This is a genomic window from Gemmatimonadota bacterium, assembly GCA_016209965.1.
Lineage (GTDB): Bacteria > Gemmatimonadota > Gemmatimonadetes > Longimicrobiales > RSA9 > JACQVE01.
The window spans coordinates 1-4,134 of sequence record JACQVE010000297.1; the positions used below are offsets into that span (position 1 = coordinate 1).

The following is a 4,134-nucleotide window of genomic DNA, read 5'->3' on the forward strand; positions in this document are numbered from 1 at the left end:
CCCCAAGCCGTTCACGCGCCCAGCCGATGCGGCGTTCGGATCCGCCTGGTCCAGCGTGGACTGCTTCGGGTTGATCTCCGTGATGGTAACTTGGAATTGGGCGAGGCCGCGGGCGCTGCTCCCGAGGAGCAGCAGGAACGCCAGGACAGACGCGGACCCGGAGTACGGGCGTGGCCATCTGGACCGCGTGGAGCGCCGCTTCAAGCCGTCTCGCATGGCCCACCTCCGGTCAAGGCAGCCCCCACGCCTTTTCCCGCATCAACCTTGAGCCCGCGCGCGCGGCCGCGGTCCGACTCCTGGCTCGCCGCACCCGCCGGCGCACCGGCGCTGCCCGGGATCGCGCTTGCTCGCGGTCCGCCGTCACCACCGGTAATGCCCGATGATGCGGTAGGCATAAAGCACGTCCTCCTTCTGCGTACCCCAGCCGATGTTGTGGATGATGTAGCGGCGGTCTGTGTCCGGTACATGCTCCGCCGCCACCATCCCTATGTGATGGTAGCCGCTGGGCAGCAGCCAGGCGACGACATCGCCGGGCTCGTAGGCGCCGTCCAGGGCAATGGCCCTGCCCTTCCGCCGGAAGTAGGTCATCAGGTTGGGCACGCGGCGGTGGTCGATGCTGGCGTCCGGCCCGCGAACCCGCCAGCGCTGGGGATACGCGGCAAAATGCCCGCGCATGTCCCGGTGCACCTCCACCTGCAGGTCGACGCCGATGCCGCGGAACGCGCGAATGATCACGTCGGTGCACACGCCCCGCTCGAGCGGCACATCCCCGTTCGGATAGCTCAGTCGGACGTAAGAGGGGTCGTAGTACGTGGTCACGCCCACCTGCTGCTCGGCGGCCCTGGCCAGCGCCGCCGCCAGCGGCGGGGATGCCGTCTGTGCCCGCAGCGGAGCGGACAGGACGGCCAGCGACAACAGGAGCTGCCACGAGGCCGGTCTCAGCGCGTATCCTCCGGCTCCTCGCCCTCGCGCCAGACCAGGTCGGTACGGTTATACGCCCGCTGCTTCCCGGTTTCCGGGCACTCGAGCCCGACTTCCAGAGTGGCACCCATGTCGAACAGCATCTTCTCGGCAAACGCCGGTGCCGGGTGCTCCTTCCCGCAAAACTTGCAACGGTAATAGACGGACACGTTCTCCTCCTTTGCTTCTGCAAATTACAGGGGAGCGCAGCGGCGGAGCTTGCTCCGGGCCGCTCGGCCGAATGCGACCGTACTTGCGAATTCGACCACTCAGGGCGCAGCGCCCCGACTCCCTATCTGGCGCCGCGCCAGTGAGTGGCGCGCGCGGCGTACGGCGTCGATCCGCACCCCGCAGTACTTGAATTCCGGGATCTTGCCCATTGGGTCGAGCGCCGGGTTGGTCAGCAGGTTGGCGGCCGCCTCGACGTAGCAGAAGGGGATGAACACGGCGCCCCGGGGGATGCCGTCGTCGCGGCGGGCAATGGCCGTGATCCGCCCCCGTCGCGTCTCCAGTCGCAGCGCGCCGCCCGCCTCTACCCCCAGCCTGGCCAGCTCCTGGCCGTGCAGGCTGGCCATGGCAGCCGGCTCGATCGCGTCCAGCACCGCAGCACGCCGGGTGATGGCGCCCGTGTGCCAGTGCTCGAGCAGTCTCCCGGTGATCAGCACGTAGGGGTACTCCTCGTCAGGCGGCTCCGCGCCCGGCGTGAGGTCCACGGGCACCAGCTTGCCCCGGCCGCTGGGCGTGGGGAAGCGCTCCGTGAAAATGACCTCGTCGCCCGGATCGCCCTCCGCGCGACAGGGGTAGGTCACGCCGTGCTCGCGCTCCAGCCGCTGCCAGGTGATGCCCGCCAGGCTGGGCGCGGCCCGCCGGATCTCGTTCCACACGTCCGCCGGGCCGTCGTAACGCCAGTCCAGGCCCAGGCAACGCGCCATCTCCTGGATGATCCAGAGGTCATGCCGCGCCTGCCCCGGCGGCTCCAGCGCCTGCCGCCCGAGCTGCACCCGCCGGTCGGTGTTAGTGAACGTGCCCGTCTTCTCCGGAAAGGCGGAGGCAGGCAGCACCACATCGGCAAAGGAAGCGGTCTCGGTCAGGAAGATGTCCTGCACCACCAGCCACTCGAGGGCGGCCAGCGCTTCGCGCGCGTGATCGACGTCCGGGTCGGACATGGCCGGGTTCTCGCCCATGATGTACATGCCGCGGATCCGGCCGGCGCGCGCCGCGTTCATGATCTCGACCACCGTGAGCCCGGGATTGGGATCCAGCGGCCGGCCCCAGAGCGTTTCGAAGAACTCGCGCACCTCCGGCCTGGAGACCGGCTGGTAGTCCGGGTAGACCATGGGGATCAGCCCCACGTCCGACGCACCCTGCACGTTGTTCTGCCCGCGCAGCGGATGCAGCCCCGTGCCGCGCCGCCCGATCTGCCCCGTGACCAGCGCCAGCGCGATCAGGCAGCGGGCGTTGTCCGTGCCGTGCACGTGCTGCGAAATGCCCATGCCCCAGAAGATCATGGACGCGGGCGAAGTGGCATACAGCCGCGCCACCTCGCGCAGCGTGGCCGCCGGGATCCCGCAAACCGGCTCCATGGCCTCCGGGCTGTAGGCGACGACGCGGCGCCGCAGTTCCTCGAAGCCCTCCGTCCGCTCCGCGACAAAGCGCTCGTTGACCAGACCCTCCGCGATGATCGTGTGCAGCATGGCGTTCAGCACGGCCACATCGGTCGCCGGCCGGAACTGCAGGAAGTGGGTGGCGAAGCGTGCCATCTCGTGCCGGCGCGGATCGAGCAGGATCAGCCTGGCACCGCGCTCGACCGCGTTCTTCATGAAGGTCGCCGCCACCGGGTGGTTCTCCGTGGTATTCGAGCCCACCACCATCATGACATCGGCATAGGCCACGTCCGCCACCGGGTTGGACACGGCGCCCGAGCCGATCCCCTCCAGCAGCGCCGCGACCGACGAGGCGTGGCAGAGGCGAGTGCAGTGGTCGACGTTGTTGCTGCCGAACCCGGCGCGCACCAGCTTCTGGAACAGATACGCCTCCTCGTTGCTCCCCTTGGCCGAGCCGAAGCCGGCCAGTGCCTGGCCGCCATCCCGCTCCAGGATGCGGCGCAGGCCGGCCGCAGCCAGCTCCAGCGCCTCCTCCCAGGTGGCCTCGCGGAACGCCTGCTCCGGGTGCGCCGGGTCTACCAGCGCGCGCGCGTCCTTGGCCGCACCCTCGTGTCGCACCAGGGGCGTGAGCAGCCGGTGTGGGTGGTGCACGTAATCGGAGCCATAGCGCCCCTTGACGCACAGCCGCCCGTGGTTGGACGGGCCCCACCGGCCCGTGGCCTCGATGATCCGGTTGTCCCGGACGTGGTAGCTGAGCTGGCAGCCCACCCCGCAGTAGGGGCAGAGCGTGGGCACCACCCTCGCCCCGGCCTCCGCGCCCGACACGGCCAGGCGGCGACCCGGCGAGGCGGCGAGCAACGCCCCCGTGGGGCAGGACTGCACGCACTCGCCGCAGCCCACGCAGCTACTCTCGCCCATCGGATCTTCCAGGTCGAAGACGACGCGGGAGTGGGCGCCGCGGCCGGCAAAGCCGATGACGTCGTTGACCTGCACCTCGCGGCAGGCGCGCACGCAGCGCGTGCACTGGATGCAGGCGTCCAGCCGAACCGCCATGGCCGGGTGCGACAGGTCGGGTGCGGCATTGGGCCCGATCTCCGTCCGCGCGGGCGCGAAGCGCGGTGTTCCCATCTCGAGAGTGCGCACCCAGTAGTGCAGTTCGGAGTCTTCGCGGTACGGCTGCGGCGGCATGTCCGCGAGCAGCAGCTCGAGCACCATGCGCTGCGCCTTGCGCGCCCGGCCGTTGGCCGCGCAGACCACCATGCCCGCCGCCGGCTGGCGGCAGCAGGAGGGCGCCAGTACGCGCTCGCCCTGAATCTCGACCACGCACGCGCGGCAGTTGCCGTCCGCGCGCATCCCGTCCTGATAGCAGAGATAGGGGATGGCGACGCCGTGGCGGCGGGCCGACTGCAGGATCGTCTCGCCCGGCCGGGCCAGGACCTCCCGGCCGTCGAGAACGAAGGGGATCTGGCCGTTCGTGCTCATGGCCTGGCCCTTGGATTCCCGTGCCCGTACCCGTACCCGTATCCGTACCCGATCCCGTACCGCAACAGAGGCCGGGCAGGGGTTCGGC

Annotated in this window: 3 protein-coding genes; all 3 read right to left on the reverse strand. The window is 70.2% G+C overall.

Annotated elements, in window-relative coordinates; translation table 11 throughout:
- Nucleotides 1–360: 360 nt before the first annotated feature.
- The 3 genes from HY703_11770 to fdhF all read right to left on the reverse strand — a co-directional run bounded on the left by HY703_11770 (nucleotide 361) and on the right by fdhF (nucleotide 4,046).
- Nucleotides 361–942, reverse strand: coding sequence for a DUF1287 domain-containing protein (locus HY703_11770; GenBank protein MBI4545866.1), 582 nt, complete (start codon nucleotides 940–942; stop codon nucleotides 361–363).
- On the reverse strand, nucleotides 939–1,130 hold the full coding sequence (locus HY703_11775) for a hypothetical protein (protein MBI4545867.1): 192 nt from the start codon (nucleotides 1,128–1,130) through the stop codon (nucleotides 939–941). Before HY703_11775 ends, HY703_11770 begins: the two co-directional genes overlap by 4 nt.
- A 99-nt stretch (nucleotides 1,131–1,229) precedes the next feature.
- Nucleotides 1,230–4,046 carry a formate dehydrogenase subunit alpha gene (gene fdhF, locus HY703_11780; GenBank protein ID MBI4545868.1) on the reverse strand — a complete coding sequence of 939 codons (2,817 nt, stop codon included), beginning with the start codon at nucleotides 4,044–4,046 and terminating at the stop codon, nucleotides 1,230–1,232.
- Nucleotides 4,047–4,134: the final 88 nt, after the last annotated feature.